This is a genomic window from Staphylococcus sp. MZ3, from assembly GCF_018622755.1.
Classification (GTDB): domain Bacteria; phylum Bacillota; class Bacilli; order Staphylococcales; family Staphylococcaceae; genus Staphylococcus; species Staphylococcus aureus.
In genome coordinates this window covers 514,254-535,991 of record NZ_CP076026.1, presented here as the reverse complement: position 1 = coordinate 535,991, position 21,738 = coordinate 514,254, and the positions used below count along the sequence as shown (strand labels likewise).

At 35.3% G+C, this 21,738-nt stretch carries 17 protein-coding genes, 9 tRNA genes and 2 rRNA genes; all 28 read right to left on the bottom strand.

The window, feature by feature from the left end:
* Window positions 1-66: 66 nt before the first annotated feature.
* Window positions 67-143 (bottom strand) — tRNA-Ile (locus tag KI230_RS02505).
* 94 nt (window positions 144-237) lie between these two features.
* Window positions 238-1,788 (bottom strand): 16S ribosomal RNA (locus KI230_RS02500).
* A gap of 122 nt (window positions 1,789-1,910) precedes the next feature.
* Window positions 1,911-1,986, bottom strand: a tRNA-Ala gene (locus tag KI230_RS02495).
* Window positions 1,987-2,009: 23 nt separating this feature from the next.
* Window positions 2,010-2,083 (bottom strand) — tRNA-Pro (locus KI230_RS02490).
* A gap of 20 nt (window positions 2,084-2,103) precedes the next feature.
* Window positions 2,104-2,180 (bottom strand) — tRNA-Arg (locus KI230_RS02485).
* Window positions 2,181-2,185: 5 nt separating this feature from the next.
* Window positions 2,186-2,274, bottom strand: a tRNA-Leu gene (locus KI230_RS02480).
* A gap of 7 nt (window positions 2,275-2,281) precedes the next feature.
* Window positions 2,282-2,356: transfer RNA gene (locus KI230_RS02475), tRNA-Gly, on the bottom strand.
* A gap of 33 nt (window positions 2,357-2,389) precedes the next feature.
* Window positions 2,390-2,462: transfer RNA gene (locus tag KI230_RS02470), tRNA-Lys, on the bottom strand.
* Between the two features lie 6 nt (window positions 2,463-2,468).
* A tRNA-Thr gene (locus KI230_RS02465) sits at window positions 2,469-2,544 on the bottom strand.
* A gap of 16 nt (window positions 2,545-2,560) precedes the next feature.
* Window positions 2,561-2,636: transfer RNA gene (locus KI230_RS02460), tRNA-Val, on the bottom strand.
* 12 nt (window positions 2,637-2,648) lie between these two features.
* A 5S ribosomal RNA gene (rrf, locus tag KI230_RS02455) occupies window positions 2,649-2,763 on the bottom strand.
* A gap of 557 nt (window positions 2,764-3,320) precedes the next feature.
* Window positions 3,321-4,808, bottom strand: coding sequence for a lysine--tRNA ligase (gene lysS / locus KI230_RS02450; protein WP_001288202.1), 1,488 nt, complete (start codon window positions 4,806-4,808; stop codon window positions 3,321-3,323).
* Between the two features lie 52 nt (window positions 4,809-4,860).
* On the bottom strand, window positions 4,861-4,953 hold the full coding sequence (locus KI230_RS02445; protein WP_001790128.1) for a hypothetical protein: 93 nt from the start codon (window positions 4,951-4,953) through the stop codon (window positions 4,861-4,863).
* A gap of 393 nt (window positions 4,954-5,346) precedes the next feature.
* A complete protein-coding gene (folK, locus tag KI230_RS02440) occupies window positions 5,347-5,823 on the bottom strand; it encodes a 2-amino-4-hydroxy-6-hydroxymethyldihydropteridine diphosphokinase (protein ID WP_000613716.1) in 477 nt (158 codons plus the stop codon).
* A complete protein-coding gene (gene folB, locus KI230_RS02435; RefSeq protein WP_001154302.1) occupies window positions 5,820-6,185 on the bottom strand; it encodes a dihydroneopterin aldolase in 366 nt (121 codons plus the stop codon). The genes folK and folB overlap by 4 nt, the downstream gene beginning before the upstream one ends.
* Window positions 6,163-6,966: a dihydropteroate synthase gene (gene folP, locus KI230_RS02430; RefSeq protein ID WP_214958311.1), complete on the bottom strand. Its 804-nt coding sequence runs from the start codon at window positions 6,964-6,966 to the stop codon at window positions 6,163-6,165. Before folP ends, folB begins: the two co-directional genes overlap by 23 nt.
* A 215-nt stretch (window positions 6,967-7,181) precedes the next feature.
* Window positions 7,182-8,114 (bottom strand): cysteine synthase A, encoded by a 933-nt coding sequence (gene cysK / locus KI230_RS02425; protein WP_000057594.1) that lies wholly within the window; start codon window positions 8,112-8,114, stop codon window positions 7,182-7,184.
* A gap of 178 nt (window positions 8,115-8,292) precedes the next feature.
* Window positions 8,293-9,174 carry an Hsp33 family molecular chaperone HslO gene (gene hslO, locus KI230_RS02420; protein ID WP_045176654.1) on the bottom strand — a complete coding sequence of 294 codons (882 nt, stop codon included), beginning with the start codon at window positions 9,172-9,174 and terminating at the stop codon, window positions 8,293-8,295.
* Between the two features lie 228 nt (window positions 9,175-9,402).
* Window positions 9,403-11,496 carry an ATP-dependent zinc metalloprotease FtsH gene (ftsH, locus tag KI230_RS02415; RefSeq protein WP_045176653.1) on the bottom strand — a complete coding sequence of 698 codons (2,094 nt, stop codon included), beginning with the start codon at window positions 11,494-11,496 and terminating at the stop codon, window positions 9,403-9,405.
* Between the two features lie 256 nt (window positions 11,497-11,752).
* Window positions 11,753-12,292: a hypoxanthine phosphoribosyltransferase gene (gene hpt, locus KI230_RS02410; RefSeq protein ID WP_000551283.1), complete on the bottom strand. Its 540-nt coding sequence runs from the start codon at window positions 12,290-12,292 to the stop codon at window positions 11,753-11,755.
* Window positions 12,293-12,296: 4 nt separating this feature from the next.
* The gene (tilS, locus tag KI230_RS02405; protein ID WP_001176726.1) at window positions 12,297-13,592 is read right to left on the bottom strand and encodes a tRNA lysidine(34) synthetase TilS; all 1,296 of its coding nucleotides are present in this window, start codon (window positions 13,590-13,592) and stop codon (window positions 12,297-12,299) included.
* Between the two features lie 179 nt (window positions 13,593-13,771).
* Window positions 13,772-14,173: a S1 domain-containing RNA-binding protein gene (locus KI230_RS02400; RefSeq protein ID WP_000021445.1), complete on the bottom strand. Its 402-nt coding sequence runs from the start codon at window positions 14,171-14,173 to the stop codon at window positions 13,772-13,774.
* Window positions 14,174-14,277: 104 nt separating this feature from the next.
* A complete protein-coding gene (gene divIC, locus KI230_RS02395) occupies window positions 14,278-14,670 on the bottom strand; it encodes a cell division protein DivIC (protein ID WP_000792417.1) in 393 nt (130 codons plus the stop codon).
* A 17-nt stretch (window positions 14,671-14,687) separates the two neighbouring features.
* On the bottom strand, window positions 14,688-14,951 hold the full coding sequence (locus tag KI230_RS02390) for an RNA-binding S4 domain-containing protein (RefSeq protein ID WP_001234989.1): 264 nt from the start codon (window positions 14,949-14,951) through the stop codon (window positions 14,688-14,690).
* Entirely contained in the window at window positions 14,948-16,141 is a 1,194-nt protein-coding gene (locus KI230_RS02385) for a MazG nucleotide pyrophosphohydrolase domain-containing protein (protein ID WP_045176648.1), read from the bottom strand. Before KI230_RS02385 ends, KI230_RS02390 begins: the two co-directional genes overlap by 4 nt.
* Window positions 16,141-17,667 carry a polysaccharide biosynthesis protein gene (locus KI230_RS02380; RefSeq protein WP_045176646.1) on the bottom strand — a complete coding sequence of 509 codons (1,527 nt, stop codon included), beginning with the start codon at window positions 17,665-17,667 and terminating at the stop codon, window positions 16,141-16,143. The genes KI230_RS02385 and KI230_RS02380 overlap by 1 nt, the downstream gene beginning before the upstream one ends.
* Window positions 17,657-21,163, bottom strand: a complete 3,507-nt coding sequence (gene mfd / locus KI230_RS02375) for a transcription-repair coupling factor (RefSeq protein WP_214958310.1) — start codon at window positions 21,161-21,163, stop codon at window positions 17,657-17,659. The genes KI230_RS02380 and mfd overlap by 11 nt, the downstream gene beginning before the upstream one ends.
* Window positions 21,163-21,735 (bottom strand): aminoacyl-tRNA hydrolase, encoded by a 573-nt coding sequence (gene pth, locus KI230_RS02370; protein ID WP_000649791.1) that lies wholly within the window; start codon window positions 21,733-21,735, stop codon window positions 21,163-21,165. Before pth ends, mfd begins: the two co-directional genes overlap by 1 nt.
* Window positions 21,736-21,738: the final 3 nt, after the last annotated feature.

Below are 21,738 nucleotides of genomic sequence, written 5' to 3'. Positions count from 1 at the left end.
TTCACTCGGTTTTGCTTGGTAAAATCTATATTTTACTTACTTATCTAGTTTTCAATGTACAAATAATGGTGGGCCTAAGTGGACTCGAACCACCGACCTCACGCTTATCAGGCGTGCGCTCTAACCAGCTGAGCTATAGGCCCATTTTTTTGAATGTTAAATAAACATTCAAAACTGAATACAATATGTCACGTTATTCCGCATCTTCTGAAGAAGATGTTCCGAATATATCCTTAGAAAGGAGGTGATCCAGCCGCACCTTCCGATACGGCTACCTTGTTACGACTTCACCCCAATCATTTGTCCCACCTTCGACGGCTAGCTCCTAAAAGGTTACTCCACCGGCTTCGGGTGTTACAAACTCTCGTGGTGTGACGGGCGGTGTGTACAAGACCCGGGAACGTATTCACCGTAGCATGCTGATCTACGATTACTAGCGATTCCAGCTTCATGTAGTCGAGTTGCAGACTACAATCCGAACTGAGAACAACTTTATGGGATTTGCTTGACCTCGCGGTTTCGCTGCCCTTTGTATTGTCCATTGTAGCACGTGTGTAGCCCAAATCATAAGGGGCATGATGATTTGACGTCATCCCCACCTTCCTCCGGTTTGTCACCGGCAGTCAACTTAGAGTGCCCAACTTAATGATGGCAACTAAGCATAAGGGTTGCGCTCGTTGCGGGACTTAACCCAACATCTCACGACACGAGCTGACGACAACCATGCACCACCTGTCACTTTGTCCCCCGAAGGGGAAAGCTCTATCTCTAGAGTTGTCAAAGGATGTCAAGATTTGGTAAGGTTCTTCGCGTTGCTTCGAATTAAACCACATGCTCCACCGCTTGTGCGGGTCCCCGTCAATTCCTTTGAGTTTCAACCTTGCGGTCGTACTCCCCAGGCGGAGTGCTTAATGCGTTAGCTGCAGCACTAAGGGGCGGAAACCCCTAACACTTAGCACTCATCGTTTACGGCGTGGACTACCAGGGTATCTAATCCTGTTTGATCCCCACGCTTTCGCACATCAGCGTCAGTTACAGACCAGAAAGTCGCCTTCGCCACTGGTGTTCCTCCATATCTCTGCGCATTTCACCGCTACACATGGAATTCCACTTTCCTCTTCTGCACTCAAGTTTTCCAGTTTCCAATGACCCTCCACGGTTGAGCCGTGGGCTTTCACATCAGACTTAAAAAACCGCCTACGCGCGCTTTACGCCCAATAATTCCGGATAACGCTTGCCACCTACGTATTACCGCGGCTGCTGGCACGTAGTTAGCCGTGGCTTTCTGATTAGGTACCGTCAAGATGTGCACAGTTACTTACACATATGTTCTTCCCTAATAACAGAGTTTTACGATCCGAAGACCTTCATCACTCACGCGGCGTTGCTCCGTCAGGCTTTCGCCCATTGCGGAAGATTCCCTACTGCTGCCTCCCGTAGGAGTCTGGACCGTGTCTCAGTTCCAGTGTGGCCGATCACCCTCTCAGGTCGGCTATGCATCGTTGCCTTGGTAAGCCGTTACCTTACCAACTAGCTAATGCAGCGCGGATCCATCTATAAGTGACAGCAAGACCGTCTTTCACTTTTGAACCATGCGGTTCAAAATATTATCCGGTATTAGCTCCGGTTTCCCGAAGTTATCCCAGTCTTATAGGTAGGTTATCCACGTGTTACTCACCCGTCCGCCGCTAACATCAGAGAAGCAAGCTTCTCGTCCGTTCGCTCGACTTGCATGTATTAGGCACGCCGCCAGCGTTCATCCTGAGCCAGGATCAAACTCTCCATAAAAATTATGATGTTTGATTAGCTCGTAAATACTAAATAATGTTTGTAACTTATAGTTACGTTTTTTGGAATTAACGTTGACATATTGTCATTCAGTTTTCAATGTTCATCGTGTAAAAAATAAATGGTGGAGACTAGCGGGATCGAACCGCTGACCTCCTGCGTGCAAAGCAGGCGCTCTCCCAGCTGAGCTAAGCCCCCATAAAATGGAATTTAAGAAGTAATCGGGAAGACAGGATTCGAACCTGCGACCCCTTGGTCCCAAACCAAGTGCTCTACCAAGCTGAGCTACTTCCCGTTATTCAATTAATTTAAAAATGGCGCGCCCGATAGGAGTCGAACCCATAACCTCTTGATCCGTAGTCAAACGCTCTATCCAATTGAGCTACGGGCGCTAAAATGGTGCCGAGGACCGGAATCGAACCGGTACGGTGATCTCTCACCGCAGGATTTTAAGTCCTGTGCGTCTGCCAGTTCCGCCACCCCGGCAAAATAATGGAGCAGAAGACGGGATTCGAACCCGCGACCCCAACCTTGGCAAGGTTGTATTCTACCGCTGAACTACTTCTGCATTATTTTGCTAAATATAAAAATTAAATCGTAATGAGCCATAGAGGATTCGAACCTCTGACCCTCTGATTAAAAGTCAGATGCTCTACCAGCTGAGCTAATGGCTCAAAAGATGGTGCCGGCCAGAGGACTTGAACCCCCAACCTACTGATTACAAGTCAGTTGCTCTACCAATTGAGCTAGGCCGGCTATATCTAAGAATAAATGGTGGAGAATGACGGGTTCGAACCGCCGACCCTCTGCTTGTAAGGCAGATGCTCTCCCAGCTGAGCTAATTCTCCGATTTGTCATTTGCCTGGCAACGTTCTACTCTAGCGGAACGTAAGTTCGACTACCATCGACGCTAAGGAGCTTAACTTCTGTGTTCGGCATGGGAACAGGTGTGACCTCCTTGCTATAGTCACCAGACAAAATAACTTACTTATTTATGATACACGCTTAATTAATAAGGTGCAATAGTTAATTTTACACTTTGATGTAAACTTTGTCACATCAGCTTTTAGTGTGTTTCGTCTGTTTTTGACGACTTTTATATATTACTTCATTCAATTGATAAAGTCAACACTTTTAATCAACTTTTTTATTCTTCAAAACTGACATTTCTCGTGCCCTCTAATTCATAACACTTTTAGTATTCTATCATACACATATGTACAAAACCATACACATTCTATACAATTTTAAAGTACTTTTATAGCTGATTAAGATAAATTATACTAATATAGCAATTTTTGTTATAAGATATCTCAATGTCTATCGTTAACATTTCTCATCCGAACTACTCTATATACGTATCGTCATTTTCATCTATCAGCCAACTACCTTGTTTAACAGTCAAAAATAGCACCACTATCGTTAACTATTACTATCAAAAACATTCAAACACGAACTAATTACCATAATTAAGAAAACCCTCGCATACACATGTTGTATACACGAGAGCTCTTACTAACAATCAACGTCATTTATTTTTGTCTCATATAAGGGAATAATAACACGTCTCTGATTGATGGAGAATCAGTTAATAACATAACCAATCTGTCAATACCGATACCAAGACCACCTGTCGGAGGCATACCATATTCTAACGCTTCAATGTAATCTTCATCCATTTCATGCGCTTCATCATTACCTTGCGCTTTTTCAACAAGTTGCGCTTCAAAACGACCTTTTTGATCAATAGGATCATTTAATTCAGTAAATGCATTTGCATGCTCTCTACCTACAATGAACAATTCGAAACGATCAGTAAATCTAGGATCTTCAGGATTTTTCTTCGCTAAAGGTGAAATTTCAGTCGGATGACCATAGATAAACGTTGGCTGAATAAGTGTTTCTTCAACTTTTTGCTCAAAGAATTCATTTAAAATATGACCATATTTCATTGTATCTTTAATTTCAATACCATGTTCTTTAGCTAAAGCTTTAGCTTCTTCATCACTTTTAACTTCATAAAAATCCACACCAGTAGCTTCTTTTACAGCATCAACAATATGCAAACGAGTCCAAGCAGATTCTAAATCAATCGTTTCCCCATTGTATTGTACTTTTGCAGAACCTAATACTTCATTGGCAATATGTCTCACCATAGATTCTGTTAAATCCATAATGTCATGATAATCTGCATATGCTTCATATAATTCAATCATTGTGAATTCAGGGTTATGTCTAGTTGATACACCTTCATTACGGAATACTCTACCAATTTCATATACTTTTTCAAGTCCACCGACAATTAAACGTTTTAAATGCAACTCAATAGCAATACGCATGTATAACGTTGCATCTAATGCATTATGATGTGTTACAAATGGTCTAGCAGCTGCTCCACCAGCAATTTGGTGCATCATAGGTGTTTCTACTTCCAAGAAACCTTTATTATTTAAATAATTACGCATTTCTTGAATGATTTTACTACGATTAATAAATGTACGAGTGCTATCTTCGTTCGTAATTAAATCTAAATATCTTTGACGATATCTCTGTTCAATATCCTGTAAACCGTGGAATTTATCCGGTAATGGTCGCAATGATTTAGTTAGTAGCGTGAATTTCTTCGCTTTAACCGATAATTCGCCAGTATTTGTTTTGAACATTACACCTTCAACACCAACGATATCGCCTAAATCAGCATTTTTCCATAAATCAAATTCGTCATCGCCAACTTGATCTTTACGAACGTAAATTTGAATTTGTCCAGCTAAGTCCTGAACGTGTGCAAATCCTGCTTTACCTTTACCACGCTTAGTCATTAATCGTCCAGCTATAGCGACATGACTATCCGCTTCTTTTTCTACCAATTCTTCTTTAGAATACTGGTCCCACTCTTCTTTCAAATCACTAGATAAACCTGAACGGTCAAATTTAGAACCAAACGGGTCTATACCAAGATCATATAATTCTTGTAATTTTTGACGTCGAACCAACATTTGGTCATTCATTTCTTCTGACATAACTTTCTCTCCTTTAACTTGTTGTAATCCTTTAGTATTCCAACTGGTACACTCAAACATTTTCCTTTAAAGTTTTATAAAATATCAGACATTTTTGCTCAACATACATCTCTTTCGATGTTTCTAATACTTTATCATTAACCATTACACCTTAAAGTTATGATGTGGCATGTTTTCTTATATTCATAACATCAATTTTATCACTTTTTTAATTTTACAAGAGCTTGTAAATGTAATAAAGCAATTTCTGTTTTCGTTTATGAATTACTTATTCATTTAAAATATGATTATCATTAATACAACCCTAAGTAAATGTATAAAAATTATCTTCCACAAACTTCAACAAAAGCCCAAATAAATTACAGCAATTTATCAAATATTGCTTACTTTGATTTTATGAAATAACTTAATTCTAACACATACTAAATCATCATATACTAATTCGAAATCAAATGCATTTAGAGATAATCAAAATGCGGAAACATCTCCAATAATCAATCATCTATTCCCAATAAATATGAATGTTCTCAACAATGCATTATTTATATCTCTTTACACTGTCATCGACAAAAACTAAATCTTTCACTTTCAATTTCGAACGTGGTTCTACGACATTTGCTGCTATATCATTTAATGGGATTAAAACAAATGCACGTTCATTCATTCTCGGATGTGGCACCGACAGTTTTGGTAAATCTATCATTTCTTCTCCATACAACAAAATATCCACATCTAAAGTTCTAGGACCCCATCGTTCCTTTCTAATACGGTGTAAACATTCTTCTGTCTTCAAACAACATTCCAACAGTTGTAATACTGTGAGTGTTGTTTGAATTTCAACACACAAATTTAAAAAGTTAGGTTGCTCAGTATACCCAACTGGTGCTGTTTCATAAATCGGAGAAATATTAGATACGTTAATACCATCATATTCATTCAAAATCTTTATAGCATCGTTTAACTGGCTTTCTCTATCACCAATATTACTACCTAATCCTAAGTATGCTTGAATCATTTATTCTCCCTCACTATTTCGATACCTACTCCATCATAATGACCCGGAATCGGTGGGTTTTCTTTAGTGATTCTCACTTTCGTTTCCATTACACGATTATATTGTGAATTTATACGATTTGCAATACGTTCAGCTAGATGCTCAAGTAAATTAACGGCCTTACCTTCCATAATTGATTTAACCTCTTCGAACACTTCACCATAATGAACTGTATCAATAACATTATCAGTACGCCCAGCTTCAGCTAAGTCTACTTTCAAAGTTACATCCACTTTGAAAATTTGCCCTATTTCATTTTCAGCTGATAAAGCACCATGATATCCATAAAAGCGCATACCTTTAAGAAAGATTGTGTCTTGCATTTTCATTCTCCTTTAAAAAATCTATACCTTTAGCTAATTTAGCATTCAACTCGACATTATGAACGCGTACTGCTCTAACGCCTTTCATAATACCATATGCAGTCGTAGCTGCAGTTACTTCATCTCTTTCAACCGGTGTTGTATCATAACCCATCATCTCTTTAGTGAAACGTTTCCGGCTTATCGCTAATAAAACTGGATATTCTGTTGCAACAAGTTCATCCAGTCTTGCCATAACTTCGGCTTCTTCATTTCTAGTTTTAGCGAAACCTATACCTGGATCTAGCCAAATTTTATTTGAAGGTATACCAGCTATTTTAGCTTGATGTGCTTGTGCTAACAAAGATGTTAACATTTCTTCGACAACCGGTTCATCACGATTACCATTTCCATTATGCATTAAAATAATTTCCGCGTCATATTTAGCTACAATTTGGAACATATGATGATCATACAGCCCAGCCCATTGATCATTAATGATATCAACGCCTAATTTTAAACATGCTTCAGCAACCTCACTTCGAAATGTATCGACTGAAATTTTTACATCAAAACCGACAATAGCTTCAACAACAGGTAATACTCTGTTCATCTCTTCTTCTAATGAAACCATTTCATGACCTGGTCTCGTTGAAACACCTCCAACATCTATAATGTCAGCACCTTCATCTATCATGGCTTTCACTCTATTTATAGCTGATTCAACATTATTAAATTTTCCACCATCTGAGAATGAATCAGGTGTGACGTTTAATATGCCCATAATTTTTGTTTTAGTCATGTTAACCACCCTTTAATTATGTATTGTTTAACTCTAATAAAATTTACTCCTGCTATTTACTAGTTATTAGTATGTACGTTTATTATCTTATCATTCACTGGATATTTTTATCAGAAAAATGTTTAATTTAACGCTCATATTTTTAAAAATATACATGGTAGAAAAAAAGAGCAAGTTATCTCAAAAAGATAACTCACTCTTTTAAATGACATTAATTAGTCATCGAATGAATATAAAGGTGTTGATAAGTAGCGTTCACCATTACTCGGCAATACTGTTACTACTGTTTTACCTTTTCCTAATTCTTTTGCTTTTTGAATGGCAGCATAAATCGCAGCACCTGATGAAATACCTGCTAAAATACCTTCCTCTTTAGCAACTCGACGAGACATTTCCATCGCTGTATCATTTCCTACTTTAATAATACTGTCATAGATTTCTGTATTCAAAGTGCCTGGAATAAATCCAGCACCTAAACCTTGTAATTTATGTGGACCTGGCTCACCACCGCTCAATACTGGAGAAGCCTCAGGCTCTATAGCAACAATTTCGATGTTAGGATATTCTTTTTTCAGAACTTTACCTACACCAGATAACGTACCACCAGTACCAACACCAGCTAGGAACGCATCGATAGTTTTCCCTTCAAATTGTTGTAATAACTCAGGACCTGTAGTTAACTCATGAACTTCAGGGTTCGCAGGGTTTTCAAATTGTTGTGGCTCGAAGTAACCATGTTCTTCTTTCAATTCTTTAGCTTTTTTAATTGCACCTTTCATCGCTTCTGATCCAGGCGTTAAAACTAATTCCGCACCGTATGCTTTTAATAAATTACGACGCTCTTGGCTCATTGTTTCGGGCATAGTAAATACTGCTTTATATCCTTTAGCAGCACATACAAATGCTAAACCGATACCTGTATTACCACTTGTTGGTTCTACAATTGTATCGCCAGGTTTAATTTTGCCTTCTCGCTCTGCTTTTTCAATCATTGCTAAAGCAATTCTATCCTTTACAGAACCACCTGGATTTTGATATTCCAATTTTACATAAACATCTGCTGCATTGTCATCTACTACATTTCTCAATTTGACTACCGGTGTACCGCCAATAATTTGAGTAATATTATCTACTGGTTTTTGTGCCATTAAGAACACTCCTTTTTAGTTAGTTGTTGAAATCTTAGTTTATTTATCGGATATAGAATTATTTTATCAAATAAATTCTAGAAAGCAAACAAAATCACTAAGGATTATACAACTATTTAGTTCTACATTTCACTAAACCGCTAAAAATAAACATTTTAGCGTATTGATTTAAATTAAATTACGCTAAACTTTCTAGCAACACGTTTAATTCTTCTTCAGTATATTTATATTTATTTCCACAGAAATGACATACTGCTTCAGCACCATGATCTTCTTTAATCATATTTTGAATCTCAGCCTCGCCCAATCCTTTAATAGCATTTAAAAATTTCTCATGACTACAATTACATTCAAATTGAACAGGCATTTTCTCTAAAATTTGCACATGGTCTTCACCTAAGATTTCGTTTAGTAATCCTTCTGGCGTTAATCCTTGTTCAATTAATTTAGAAACTGGTGTCATTTCACTAATTGCTTTTTCTAATTTTGAAATTGTTTCATCTTTGGCACCTGGCATAACTTGAATGATAAATCCTCCTGCTGCTTTAATCGTATTATCAGGATTTACCAATACACCAAGACCTACCGATGAAGGTGTTTGTTCACTTGTAGCATAATAATAAGTAAAATCTTCACCAAGTTCTCCTGAAACAATTGGACTTGCTCCAGAGAAATAGTCTTTCATTCCAACGTCTTTAACAACCATAATAGATCCCTTTGTCCCTACTGCTCGTCTTACATCAAGTTTACCTTGCTCATTTAATGGAAAATGAGTTTGTGGATGGTCTACATAAGCACGCACCTCGCCTTTAGCATTTGCATCGGCAATAATTCGTCCAATAGGTCCTTGGCCATCTACAGTGACAGTTAATTTTTGATCACCTTTCAACATTGCGCCCATCATAGCTGTTGCTGTCATTGTTCTTCCCATTGCAGCAGATGCTGTCGGCCATGTATAATGTCTCGTTTGTGCTTCTTGAGCAGTTTCAGTTGTCAAAGCAGCATAAGCCCTAATCTCCCCATCAAATGCTAATGCTTTAACAATATAATCGTGTGTCATTATTTCAATCTCCTCTATTACTCTATATTTAAAAAATTACTTTACTTCATAAAATGCAACAATTGTACTTATTCTACACCCATCATTCTAAATAATGAAGTAACTTGTTTTACAATTATTTTCTGCTATAACAATTCAACGACTTAAAATCTAATACGTATTTTCAAAAACGATAAAAGTACCTCTTTCTATAACTTTATCATAGAAAGAGGTACTGAATATAATCGATTATTTATTGTCTGGGTGATTTGGATCGTAAGGTTTTTCGATATTTGGGGCTTGTCGATGTGCTGGTTCATCTTTTTCATCAGATTTATCAGCTTCTTTTTTATCCTCAGCAACATCTTTTTCTTCTTTACGATCTTCACTTTCGTCACGTTGTCCATCTTCTAATTGCTCTTTACGAATCTCTTCATAAGATTTACCGAATTTACCATCATTAAATTCAGAATCTTCATCTTTAACAACTTTAGCTGCATCATAATCAATTTCAGGTAATTTACCTTCGTAGAATAATGATTGAATTTGTTCAGCAACTAATGTTTCTTCTGTTAATAATGTTTCAGCAATTAAAATTAATTGTTCTTTGTGCTCTAATAAAATTTGTTTACAACGTTCGTATTGTTCTTTAACGATTCGTTGAACTTCTTTATCAATTTCATATGCGATTTGGCTTGAATAATTAGGCTCACCTTGCATATCTTTACCTAAGAATACTTGACCATTGCTATGACCGAACTGTAATGGTCCTAATTTTTTACTCATACCATATTGCGTAACCATTGAGCGTGCGATTTGTGTTGCACGTTCGAAGTCATTTGAAGCACCTGTTGATACTTCGTTAAAGTTAATATCTTCTGATACACGTCCACCAAGTAAACCACAGATTTTATCTAATAACTCTTGTTCAGTCATTAAGAAACGATCTTGTTTAGGTAGCATCATTGCATAACCACCTGCTTGTCCACGTGGAACAATAGTAACTTTATGCACTACTTCTGCCTCATCAAGTACCATACCGATAATTGTATGACCAGCTTCGTGATGAGCAACAATATTACGTTCTTTCTTAGAAATAACTCGAGATTTCTTAGCAGGTCCGGCTATAACTCTATCCGTTGCCTCTTCGATATCTCTCATGTCAATTTTCTTTTTACCTTCACGTACAGCAATTAAAGATGCTTCATTTAATAAGTTCTCTAAATCAGCACCTGAGAAACCAGGTGTACGTTGTGAAATTGCTTTTAAATCAACCGTTTCATCAAGTGGTTTGTTTTTAGCATGAACATGAAGAATTGCTTCACGGCCTTTCACATCTGGACGACCAACTTGAATTTGTCTATCAAAACGACCTGGACGTAATAAGGCTGGGTCAAGGATATCAGGACGGTTTGTAGCAGCTATCATAATGATACCTTCATTTTCACCGAAACCATCCATTTCAACTAATAATTGGTTTAGGGTTTGTTCACGTTCATCATGACCGCCACCAACACCTGCACCACGTTGACGACCAACAGCATCAATCTCATCGATAAAGATGATACAAGGCGCGTTTTTCTTAGCATTATCGAATAAGTCACGAACACGGCTCGCACCAACACCAACAAACATCTCTACAAAGTCTGAACCACTAATAGAGAAGAATGGTGCGCCAGCTTCACCTGCAACCGCTCTAGCAAGTAATGTTTTACCAGTACCTGGAGGTCCAACAAGTAAGACACCTTTAGGAATCCTAGATCCCATTTCTTTGAATTTTTTATTATCTTTCAAGAAATCAACAATTTCAATTAATTCTTGTTTTTCTTCATCTGCCCCTGCTACATCAGAGAAACGAACACGACGTTTATTATTATCGTACATTTTTGCTTTAGATTTACCAAAGTTCATCATACGACCGCCACTACCGCCACCTTGTGCTTGGCTTAGGAAGAAAATAAATAATAACGCTATGACTACAACTGGAATTAATGTTGAAAGTATACTCACAAAGACACTTTGTTTTTCTTCTTCTTTAATCGTTAATTTTACACCGTTTTGCTTTTTAGCAGCATCAGTAATTTTTTGTAATTCTTTTTCGTTGTTATATAAAATAGTTGATGAATAGTCTTCATCATTTTTCGTTTTACCACTTACCATATAGACATTTTGTTGTGGTTGGATTTCTAAAGTTTTAAGGTCACCTTTTTCCAACTTCTCAGTAAATTGATTATATGTAAGCTGTTTCGGCATATTTCCATTACCGTTTAAATATGAAAATAGACCAAAAATAATAACGCCTATTATTACGATAACTAGCACATTGCGAAAAGCTTTCTGCATGCGTCATTTCCTCCTACTTCCCATAATAAAACTAACAAAAATTGTAACATATGACATGTTTTATAAGCTAGTAATTGAGCTTAACATCAATGTCATTCACATCCGTATTAGTTTTATCAATCTCTATATTTTTCAACTTTTCAAGACATATGTCTTGTCTAAAATTAAATATATATGAAATACATTTTTCATATTTTTGAGTCTACACTATTATTTCTCAAACGCATAGTAATAATAACTGAAATTGATTAAAAAATTAATTTGAATACACTTCAGGTTTTAACGTACCGATATATGGTAAGTTTCGGTATAATTCACGATAATCTAAACCGTAACCAACAACAAATTCATCTGGTATTTTTTTACCTACATACTTAGCTTCAATGTCCGCTTTACGACGGTTTGGTTTATCTAATAAAGTAACTATTTCTAATGAATTAACTTTTCTAGATTGTAATAATTCAGTAATTGACTTAAGTGTAGTACCAGTCTCTAAGATATCTTCAATAATTAATACGTCTTTATTTTCAATAGAAGAACCTAAATCTTTAATGATTTGAACTTCACCAGTTGACTCAGTGCCTCCGTGATAACTAGAAACATCCATGAAATCAATTGATAAATGGGTATCAATTCGTTTAATTAAATCTGACATAAACATTGCTGAGCCTTTTAAGATACCCACGCATACTAATGGTTTACCTTGATAATCCTTTGTTAATTGTGCTCCCAATTCCTTACAGATATTTTGAATATCTTCTTCAGTTAACAATACTTCTTTCAAATCATTATGCATAACGCTATTCATCTCCATTTTTACTAATTATAATCCATTGTTTTATTGTTTGTTGTTGATATAAATCTCCTACCGCAATAATGCGCTGTTGTTTATCCAATACGATTGGCATTTGATCCCGAACCCACTGTTGCACTTTACAATCTATAAACAGGCGATTCACTTTCTTATAACCATCGCGCCCATTCAGTTTAAATGTATCGCCACTTTGTCGTGTTCTCACTGTAAGCGGAAATAAACATTTTGGTAAATTAGAATGTATCTCTAATCGATATTTGTTAAAAATATAATTACCTGGCTTTTCAATAGTTTGAACTCTAAAATATGTATCGCCATTATTTTTAGCCATTATTATTAATTTACCATATGCAATTTGAATTATCCATTTATCCGTGAGATTAATACTGAATTGTGCTTTCTTACTACTAAATTGTTTAAACCACTCTTCGTATGTTTTAGCACTAATATTAAACAACTCATAATACTTTGATAATAGGCAATCCAACACAACCATCTTTAATGAGTTTGGTAAGTTATTAAAAGCTTGTCTAGAAACCTCTAAATATTTTGACTGTTCATCAAACTTCACAAATTCTTGAATAAATTGTTTAGCTGAATATTGCAAAATATCATATTGTTCATCATGCCATTGTTTTAATTTTAATAAATGCGATACTTTAAGTTGATTATTTTCATCAATAGCTGGAATAATTCTATTACGAATATCATTTCTAACATATTTGTTATCTTTATTAGATTCATCTTCAAAATATGGAATATGATATCTCTCTTGGAATTGTTTTATTTCTTTTTTAGAGACAGCTAAAAGTGGTCGATAAATCTGATAACCTTTTCGCTTCGATAACTCATCAAATCCTAGTTTATTACGCGTCGATTTCCCATTAAAAATACGATACATAATAGTTTCTAATTGATCGTCCAAATGATGCGCCGTTAGCAATACATCCGCTTCTAATACATTCATCATTTCATCAAACCATTCGTAACGTTTAATTCGAGCTTCATTCTGAATGCTGTTATTTCGGTCGAGACTATGCGACAAATCTAACTTTTTGATATGTAAATCGATGTGATGACGTTCGCAGTATACTTCTAAAAATCTGGCTTCCTCGATTGAAGCTGACCTAACGCCATGATTGACATGTAAGCATGTTAGTTTTCTATAACTATCTTTATAATCATTTAGTAGTTGATACAATAAACACATACTATCAATACCTGTAGAAACAGCGACAACAATATGGTCATCAACATGCCAACCATTACTATTTAACTGCATAACATCACCTCACTTTTACAATTTTCAAAAATGGTATAAGTCTTAGTTATATCATTACAAATAAAAGAGACTGCTCCTTATTTAAGAAACAGTCTTAGATTGTCTAACGCTGCAATCGATTATTCGATACGCATCATTCTAAATATATTCCTTATCGAAACAGTCTTTATTTATTTTAATTAACGTCTTGAACCTTTGCCACCGCGTCTAGATTCTGTTTGACGTTTGATTGAAGTTAATTTATCTTCACTATCTTTTAAGAAATTGCTTAATTTCTTTTCAAAATCTTCGGCTTTTTGCACTGGTTTTTGATGACTTGGTTTACTCGTATGTTGTCTACGTGGACGGTCTTTAGCTTTCTTAATTGAAAGACTAATTTTTCCATCATCAGCAATAGATAATACTTTTACGTCTACTTCATCACCAACAGAAAGGTGCTCTTCTACGTTTTCAACATAATTATCTGCGACTTCACTAATGTGAACTAAACCACTTTTTCCTTCAGGTAATTCTACGAATGCACCAAACTTTTTAATACCAGTGACTTTACCTTTAAGCTTATTTCCAACTTCGATTGACATATGTTAAATAAATCCTCCCGATTTGATTCGATTTTCCCTTATTATATCCTTGTTTGGATTTTTTCACAATGTCTATACTCGGATAATTTTGAATCAATTTGGATTTATTTTTTCGAAGATTTTGAGCTAGACGAATCTTTGTCTTCTGGCAACCTAAAAATCACTTCACCTTTGTTGCTTAAGTAATAATCATCACGCGCAATTTTTTCAATATAATCTTTGTCATTCAGATTATTCAACTTTTCTTTTAACGCAATTTCTTCATTTTGTTGCTTTTGAAACTGTGCTTCTTTCGCTTTTCGCTCCTGTGCATCGATATCATTGCGATGTTTTTGGACAACAAGCAAGATTGATAAAACAACAATTATCGCAAGTAATACGCCCGCAAATACTGTAATACGCCTACGAACAACACGCATTTTCATTTTTTGACGTTGTTTTTTCTTGTTCTCTTGCGACGTGTACTGATTTTCTATATGTTCTACTTTATTTTTCATTGCTTGTCACCTCCAATTTACGCTTCTTCAAGTCGACGCTCTTCAACGATTTCATACATGCCCTTCGCGTTATCTTTAGATGCATGTTCATTTAATGCAGTTACTTTAACTGTTACTAATTTTTGACCAAAGCGAATCGTCAGCACATCTTCAACTTTAACATCCGATCCAGCTTTAGCAACATTACCATTTATTGTAATTCTACCTTGATCACTTACTTCTTTTGCTAGCGTACGTCGCTTTATTAACCGTGATACTTTTAAATATTTATCTAATCTCATGTATTACTCTCCCCTTTTTCTAGCCACTGCTTTAACGAGGCCTCATCAAATGACTTATCCTTCGTCTTCTCATATAAATTTAAAAAATGCTCTGCAAATACTTTTTCAAATTTAACTCTTGGCTGTTTACCTTCAGCATCTTTCGCCTTAGACCAAATTTCTTTTAAGTCATCGATAGTTTCAGCATTGGCATCACCAAATATGTGTGGGTGTCTACGAATCATTTTAGCATTAAGACTTGTAATCACTTCTTTAATGTCGATATACCCTTCTTTTTTACCAATACTAGTATGCAATAACACTTGTAATAAAATATCTCCTAGTTCTTCAATCATATGCCAATCATCTTCATTGTCAATAGCTTCGAACAATTCAAATGTTTCTTCAAGTAAATAACGCTTAAGCGTTTCATGCGTTTGCACTTTATCCCATGGACAACCTTTATCTTCATCAACTAAAGTATCAATCACTTCCGTTGCAAAATCAAAGTCATGATACAAATATGTCGATGTTATGATTTTTGGTACGAATACACTCGTCAAATTATTGAATGCATTTTCATCATGATCCAATTCATATAATGGGCATGTCACAACGTTATCCGCACCATCGCTTCGTGCACCAGTGACAATTTGAACAGGGTAATCATCAGGATATCGTTCCATTAAAGTGATTTTCAAATTAGCAGCAACCATTGCACTATAAACTTGCGTAATCAATGTATGCGTTCTAACATTAAGTGTTACTTCTTGTAATGATGTCGCATCTAACAGTGTGAAGCCATCATTTGGATCTACATTAACTGCTTCAAACACATCATCAATAAAGCTTTTCCCACCTAAAACTTTCACATCTATATCAGTATTGTCCTTTGCTAAAGCCAGTAATTTCACTGTAGTTGTCTCAGCAACTCTAGGATGACCCGGAACCGCATAGACAATATCTTTTTCATTAGCAGCTTCAACCAATTGCGCCACAATATCATTATAGACATCTTCAAATTGGTTATGTGCTTCATAAACATGGTCAAAACTCTGAAATGTTAATTCATCTTGCAATGATTCTATAACTGGATGATCTAACGTTCTTGCATAAACTTTATCTTGTGTCTTTAAAAATTTATATATCCCTAGCGGCAAATCATCAATGCCATAGTTTCCTAAGCCAACAATCGTAATGGTATGTGCCATCAACGTCTTCCTTTCTTAATTTGATACAACTTTGAACCAAATGGTAAATAAGTTAACTCTTTATATGTCAAAACATTAAATCTAAAAATATAGAAAAACAATGCAATGATACCTAATACTGCTGCACATAATAATTCAATGAGTCCAGTGATTCTACCGTGTGTTGTCACTATGTTTAACACGCATTGAACAACAATCGACATAAATACCATACCTAAAACAACATTGATAAAAAATCGTCTCATCGCATGTAAGTGGTATTTTCTCGTGACAGCAATATGGATAATCGTACCGAATATAATTAATGATACAACAGTACTAATGCTCGCACCAATAATGCCACTTAAACGAATCAAAATGATATTAAGTATAAATTTAATAACCAATCCTGCCGTCATACCAACAAAAATAGGTCTCACAGCATGTTGAGCTTGTAATAATGCTATATCCATCATAATTAACGATACACAAATGACCGTAATCATATAAACACTTAACGTTAAGGTTAAATCATTCGTCTTAAAAAACACACCGTTCATTAAAGGCAATAAATTAATTAATCCTATTCCCGCTGCTGTACTTATTAAAATCGTAATCTTTAATGACGCATTTGCATAACGATTCATAAGTACCTGATTATTCATTTTGATTGCGTCACTTAACAGAGGAATGAGCGCAAAACTAAATGTTGTAGTTACAATCAATCCCATCTGAATAAATGATGCACCACGGTCATAGACTCCTTTTTCAGTTATGGCAACATCGAATGGCACGCGTATCGCTTGAAGTGACTTAATAATAGTAACACTATCAATCACTTGCCATAAAATTACGATTAATTGACTGATAGCGAAAATCAAAACCGAAAGTGCGAACTGTTTCCAAACAATCTTTGCAGTGTTATTTACCATTTTAAACTTAAAAGGTCGGTGCGCTACTAAATAAATTGAAGAACCTAAAAAACCTATCGTTGATGCTAAAATAGCAATTGTTCCCGCTTCATATATCGTCCAACCTCTGTCTACAAAAATAACAATAGTAACAATGATAATACCTACTCGTATAACTTGTTCTATAACCTGGGAAATAGCCGGAACTGTCATATTATTTGCAGATTGATAATAACCTCTTAACACGCCAAGCATACCTATAAATATAAAGCTTAAACTTGCTGCTTGAATCATTGGTGTTAAATGGCTATCACCCATCATATGTGCAATATTGTTCGCAAACACAAAAATAGCAATAAATAATAATATACCAACTAATTGTATATAAGCGACTGCTTTTGCATATGCTTCGTCACTATGATACTTCCCTATATTTTGTGTAATTGCACTAGGAATGGCATTCATCGATAATATCATTCCTAATGCTACAATTGGATACACTTGTTGATATGCATACAAACCTGTATCACCTAATATATTTTGATATGGAATTCGATATACAGCACTCAGAATTTTAATGACAATTAATGCAGCAGTTAACACGACAACGCCATTAAATGCTTCTTTATGCTTCATCACTGATTCTCATACTTTCTTCAATGCACTTAACTAAAAACTTCAAACTATCAAGCCATTGATTTTGTTTCGTTAAAGTAATTGTCATTGCATTATTTTGAACACCAACCTTCATTATTCTACCTAAAGGTTGTGTTGCTTTGAACAGCACTTCGCCATCAATATTTTCAGTGGCTTTTACAGATAAATGAATATCAATTATTTTCCCTTTATCTTTAATCAACGTGATACCTGAATGTAATGCGTGTACTTTTATTTCCACTATATCAAGCAAACGTGCTACTTCAACAGGATAATCATTAAAACGATCAATTAATTCATCTTTAATGTCGATAATTTGATCAAATGTTTCAGTTTTTCGTAGCTTTTTATAAATTTCAATTTTAGCTTGTTCATTTGCAATATATTCTGTTGGCAAATATGCATCCAAGTTTAAATCAACTTCGACTTCTGGCACCTCAGATTCTGGTTCCTTAATACCACGTTTTTCATTTACAGCTTCTTCTAACATTTGACTGTACAAATCAAATCCAACTGTATCAATAAAGCCGTGCTGTTGTTTACCTAACAAATTACCAGCACCACGAATGTTCAAATCACGCATCGCAATCTTAAATCCTGAGCCTAACTCCGTAAATTCTTTAATCGCTTGTAATCGATCTTCTGCAGTCTCAGTTAGTACCTTATTTGCTGGATGTAAGAAGTATGCATAACCAATACGACTTGAACGACCAACACGACCTCTTAATTGATACAACTGACTCAATCCAAAGCGATCTGCATCTTCAATGATCAAAGTATTTGCATTTGGGACATCGACACCTGTTTCAATAATCGTCGTCGTTACTAAAATATCATATTCATTATTGATAAAACTTAACATCGTTTCTTCTAAATCGCGCTCTGTCATTTGTCCATGAGCAACTGCAATGTTAGCATCTGGCATTAACATCTGGAGTTGTTCTCGTTTTTCATAAATGGATTGCACTTTATTATAAAGATAAAACACTTGGCCATCACGGGATAGTTCTCTTTCTAAAGCTTCTTTGATAAAACTCATGTTCTGTTCTAATACATATGTTTGAACTGGGAAACGATTTTCTGGCGGCGTTTCAATCACTGACAAATCGCGCACACCTAGCATACTCATATGCAATGTTCTAGGTATTGGGGTTGCAGTCAATGTTAGTACATCTACATTATGTTTTAATGTTTTAATACGCTCTTTATGGCGTACACCAAATCGTTGTTCTTCATCTACAATCAACAGCCCTAAATCTTTATACTGTATATCTTTACTAAGTAATTTGTGTGTACCAACAACTATGTCAACAAACCCAGTTTTAAGTCCTTCCTTAGTTTGTTTTATCTCTTTTGGCGTTCTAAAACGACTCATTAATTGAATTTCAACAGGAAAATCTTGCATACGCTCAATTAACGTCTCATAATGTTGCTGAGCTAAAATAGTTGTAGGAACTAAAAATGCAACTTGCTTTCCTTCCATTACAGCTTTGAATGCTGCTCTCACTGCAACTTCAGTTTTACCATAACCAACATCACCACATAGCAAGCGATCCATTGGACGCGATTTTTGCATGTCATCTTTAATTTCATCGATAGATTTAGCTTGGTCAGGCGTAAGTTCATATGGAAAATCTAATTCAAATGTTGTTTGCTCAGCTGTGTCTTCCCCATATTGATAACCTTCTGCCATTTCTCTTTCTTTATATAAATCAATCAACTCTTCAGCAATATCTTCAACACTTTGTTGAACTTTAGCTTTTGTTTTTTTCCATTCACTGCCACCGAGTTTATTTAATTTTGGCGTCTTATCTTCCGAAGCTACATATTTTTGAACTTGATCCATTTGATCTACTGGAACAAATAGTTGATCCGTACCTTTATATTGCAATTTAATATAATCCCGATGCGTTTGCCCCACTTCGAGCGTCTCAACACCTAAATATCTACCAACACCATGATGCACATGAACAATATAATCTCCCACATTTAAATCTTGGTAAGACTTAATTTTTTCAGCATTTGAGATAGCTTTCGTACGTTTTCGTTGCTTTTTCTGTTTTGATTTAAAAAGCTCACGCTCAGTAATGACAACTAATCCCATATCAGGTAGTTCAAATCCTTCAGATAAACTGCCTTCAATAATCACTGCTTGCCCCGATGACATTGAGCGATGCAATTTTGTTATTGATGGAATATGCATTTCACTTAACATCGCTTGCATACGTTCAACTTTAGTTTCAGTTTCGACCAAAACCACGATATGATAATTTTGATTGACATATCGTTGAAATTCAGAACGCATAATGTCATATTGCCCATAAAATTGTTGGACAGGTTTACATGAAAATTTAATAATATGATTTAGTTTTATCGGCATTGTTGTAGCGAATAATGAAAAATAAGTGACAGGATAGCCTTCAATCAATGTTTCAAAATCATCATATTTTATAAAACTTTGTCCTATAAATCCATTACCACTTTCAATAATATTGCTAATAAACGAATCAGACTCTACTGTTAAACTTTCTTCAGTTTCTTTAATACGATTAAATTCATCAACTGCAATGATTGCATCTTTTTGGAAATACTCAATAATTGTCGAAGGTGTTTCATACATAAACGCTACTAAGCGACGTAGTATTTGATGATCAAAGTATGTACTTTCGAATAATTTAAAGCTTTCATACGTTTCTTTCAAATCATTGCACACTGATTTATCTATTTTGGGTCTTGTATTTTCATATGCAGTTTTTAACTCTTCTTTAAGATGGCTGATCACTTCTTCAGTAATGATATAATCACTTGCAGTTGTGATATCGACTTCTTCAACATTATCTTTGGAACGCTGCGTTTCAACATCAAAATCCCGAATAGAATCAATTTCGGTATCAAATAGCTCAATTCTGATTGGTTCCCCAATTAGCGGAAAGATATCGATAATACCTCCTCGCAATGAGAATTCACCAATATGCGATACCACGGATTCCCGTTTGTACCCCATATTAACTAATTTGTTAAGAAATTGGTCCACATCGATATCCTCACCAACACGCAATGTCATTTGGTGATTTTGCCACATTTCAACAGGAGTTAACCACTTTTTCAAACCATTTAAAGGAACGATAAATAACCCTTTCTTACCTTGAGCTAACGCAGTTAAAGTTCTAATACGTTCACTCATCAGTTGAGGGCTTTGTGTTGAAAACTCTTCGGTCATAATATCTTGCACAGGATACTTATACAATTCTTCAGCATCTATAAATTGAAGTAAATCTGTTTCTAATTTATCTGCTTGGTATAAATTATTGGTAATTAATAATAACTGTTGATTACTTTGTGCATATTTTTCAGCAATCATCGTCACTTTAGCTGACGGGGAAAGACCAGTTACTAGTGTGTTTGCTTGTCCAAATACCTGATTAAGGTCTTGAAAATGATTATCTTCTTTTATAAGCGTTGTCAATATTGTCATTATTTCACTTCACCATTAAATTCATTCATAACATGGTCAAATCGTGATGTTTCAACAAACTTTTCAATTGCGCGTGCTGCGTGTTCGATAACTTTTTCCATCGTTACCATTTCATCATTTGAAAAGCGTTGTAAAACATAATCAGGTACCGTCATACCATTCGTTGGTCTTCCCACACCAATACGAATACGTTTAAATTGGTCTGTACCAAGCATTTTAATAATTGATTTCATACCATTGTGACCGCCCGCACTTCCTTTTTGTCTTAAGCGAACTTGTCCTTGTTCTAAATCTAAATCATCATATAAGACAATTAAATCTTCTGGATTAACATTGTAATAATCCATAATCGGTGCAACTGCTTCACCTGACAAATTCATCATTGTCATTGGTTCGATAAATAACACTTTATCGCCGTTCATTCGTTCAATTGTATATGCACCTTTAAACTTTTGTTTATCTAATGAAAAATTATTTTTCTCTAAAATATAATCAACGACTTCAAAGCCGATATTATGTCTTGTAAGTTCAAAACGTTTACCTATATTACCTAGACCTACAATACATTTCATGCG

What these genes read in the sequence shown, in the direction of transcription:
- lysS (WP_001288202.1), bottom strand. Translation starts at nt 4,808, where the DNA reads ATGTCAGAAGAAATGAATGACCAAATGTTGGTTCGACGTCAAAAATTA.
- KI230_RS02445 (WP_001790128.1), bottom strand. Translation starts at nt 4,953, where the DNA reads ATGGTTAATGATAAAGTATTAGAAACATCGAAAGAGATGTATGTTGAG.
- folK (WP_000613716.1), bottom strand. Translation starts at nt 5,823, where the DNA reads ATGATTCAAGCATACTTAGGATTAGGTAGTAATATTGGTGATAGAGAA.
- folB (WP_001154302.1), bottom strand. Translation starts at nt 6,185, where the DNA reads ATGCAAGACACAATCTTTCTTAAAGGTATGCGCTTTTATGGATATCAT.
- folP (WP_214958311.1), bottom strand. Translation starts at nt 6,966, where the DNA reads ATGACTAAAACAAAAATTATGGGCATATTAAACGTCACACCTGATTCA.
- cysK (WP_000057594.1), bottom strand. Translation starts at nt 8,114, where the DNA reads ATGGCACAAAAACCAGTAGATAATATTACTCAAATTATTGGCGGTACA.
- hslO (WP_045176654.1), bottom strand. Translation starts at nt 9,174, where the DNA reads ATGACACACGATTATATTGTTAAAGCATTAGCATTTGATGGGGAGATT.
- ftsH (WP_045176653.1), bottom strand. Translation starts at nt 11,496, where the DNA reads ATGCAGAAAGCTTTTCGCAATGTGCTAGTTATCGTAATAATAGGCGTT.
- hpt (WP_000551283.1), bottom strand. Translation starts at nt 12,292, where the DNA reads ATGCATAATGATTTGAAAGAAGTATTGTTAACTGAAGAAGATATTCAA.
- tilS (WP_001176726.1), bottom strand. Translation starts at nt 13,592, where the DNA reads ATGCAGTTAAATAGTAATGGTTGGCATGTTGATGACCATATTGTTGTC.
- KI230_RS02400 (WP_000021445.1), bottom strand. Translation starts at nt 14,173, where the DNA reads ATGTCAATCGAAGTTGGAAATAAGCTTAAAGGTAAAGTCACTGGTATT.
- divIC (WP_000792417.1), bottom strand. Translation starts at nt 14,670, where the DNA reads ATGAAAAATAAAGTAGAACATATAGAAAATCAGTACACGTCGCAAGAG.
- KI230_RS02390 (WP_001234989.1), bottom strand. Translation starts at nt 14,951, where the DNA reads ATGAGATTAGATAAATATTTAAAAGTATCACGGTTAATAAAGCGACGT.
- KI230_RS02385 (WP_045176648.1), bottom strand. Translation starts at nt 16,141, where the DNA reads ATGGCACATACCATTACGATTGTTGGCTTAGGAAACTATGGCATTGAT.
- KI230_RS02380 (WP_045176646.1), bottom strand. Translation starts at nt 17,667, where the DNA reads ATGAAGCATAAAGAAGCATTTAATGGCGTTGTCGTGTTAACTGCTGCA.
- mfd (WP_214958310.1), bottom strand. Translation starts at nt 21,163, where the DNA reads ATGACAATATTGACAACGCTTATAAAAGAAGATAATCATTTTCAAGAC.
- pth (WP_000649791.1), bottom strand. Translation starts at nt 21,735, where the DNA reads ATGAAATGTATTGTAGGTCTAGGTAATATAGGTAAACGTTTTGAACTT.